Origin of the sequence: Metapseudomonas otitidis, from assembly GCF_900111835.1 — a bacterium.
Classification (GTDB): Bacteria; Pseudomonadota; Gammaproteobacteria; order Pseudomonadales; family Pseudomonadaceae; genus Metapseudomonas; species Metapseudomonas otitidis.
The window spans coordinates 1-1,140 of the sequence record NZ_FOJP01000050.1; the positions used below are offsets into that span (position 1 = coordinate 1).

A 1,140-nucleotide genomic window follows, 5' to 3' on the forward strand; every position below is an offset into this window, starting at 1 on the left:
CAGCAAAGGCATCTCCGCAAGGTTCTGCCTCCTGCTCAGCGGCCATCAAGAGTTTGCAGTAAACATAGAAACTCTGCTTTAGGCCACGCAAGTCGTTGTCAATGAAATAGGACTTCAACCCTCGAAGCTCTAAGAGTGGTGCGATGTTTCGAAGAACAGATCCCCTCTTGAGTTTGTGATACTCATTCAAATATCGGTGCACCCGCTCATTCGTCGAATCATGCCAAATGGCCACAACGCTAGTTAGCCACTCTTCACGCGTTTCCTTGATTTCACTCATGGCTTCACCTTCACGATGACCATTCCGTTGCTGTTAACACCAGAAACAACGGTCGTTAGCTTTCCTGCTTCTTTGGCTGCCAAGATTTGATCTGCCACTTTTACCTTGACCGGATCTTTTGTATCTCTGAGTGCCTGAATCCGAATTTTTATCCAGTCATCGGACATTTTTGTCTTCAGGCCAGCTCCTTTATTACCACTGCTCAACTTTATCGAACCAACGGCACCCGCGAAAAATCCCGCAGTGATGTGTTCGATTACATCGAGATGTTTTATAACCCCAAGCGCCAGCACAGCAGCGCTATGCAGCTATCGCCAGTAGAGTTTGAAAAGCGTTACTTCCAGAGCTTGGAGAGTGTCTAGAAAAGCCGGGGCGATTCACGGATCAGCAGCCACCATGGCGTCAATGGTCTGGCTGATGGTCTTCTGATCAATATGCTTCAAGTTAAAAACAGGAAGCAAATCACGTTTTTACTATAGATCAGGCGTATTCCCGGGATGCTCTGGCTTCCCTCTTGTGACTCTTCGTCCTAACGCTGCTTCCATTTCGGCAGAAAAATTCGAACTACCCAGTTCGCACTATGAAATGCGGGCTCGATGTAAAACACTGACTTTTTTTCATGTAACTCCACACCCCTAGACCAATAAACGTGATCTACCCCCTATTTTTTGATTAGGAAAAGAAGCGTTTAATTTTATTCAGTAATCCCGGTGGTGGCGGTGGCTCCCAGCCCGGACGCAAAAAGTCGTATTCCACGTCGTAGGTATCCAGCGACTCGATGGGCATCAACGCCATAGGCACCAAGGGGTTTTGAATTTGAACCTCAATGCCTCGGTACCAGCACAGCTTGGCGTGTACCA

2 protein-coding genes and 2 pseudogenes are annotated in these 1,140 nt (G+C 47.6%); 1 reads left to right on the top strand and 3 read right to left on the bottom strand.

Features of this window, described 5'->3' with window-relative positions:
• Both BM198_RS30040 and BM198_RS30265 read right to left on the bottom strand, forming a co-directional pair.
• Positions 1-280 (bottom strand): hypothetical protein (locus tag BM198_RS30040; RefSeq protein ID WP_139233745.1); only part of this gene is annotated, 280 nt, incomplete at its 3' end.
• Positions 277-447, bottom strand: coding sequence for a hypothetical protein (locus BM198_RS30265; RefSeq protein WP_167368502.1), 171 nt, complete (start codon positions 445-447; stop codon positions 277-279). The genes BM198_RS30265 and BM198_RS30040, both read right to left, overlap by 4 nt.
• A gap of 57 nt (positions 448-504) precedes the next feature.
• On the opposite strand from BM198_RS30265, the pseudogene BM198_RS29290 reads away from it, so the two are divergent.
• Positions 505-642 (top strand): annotated as a pseudogene (locus BM198_RS29290) (IS3 family transposase); the annotation flags it as partial.
• Positions 643-952: 310 nt separating this feature from the next.
• Here BM198_RS29290 and BM198_RS30360 read toward each other — a convergent pair.
• A pseudogene (locus tag BM198_RS30360) lies at positions 953-1,140 on the bottom strand (immunity 49 family protein); the annotation flags it as partial.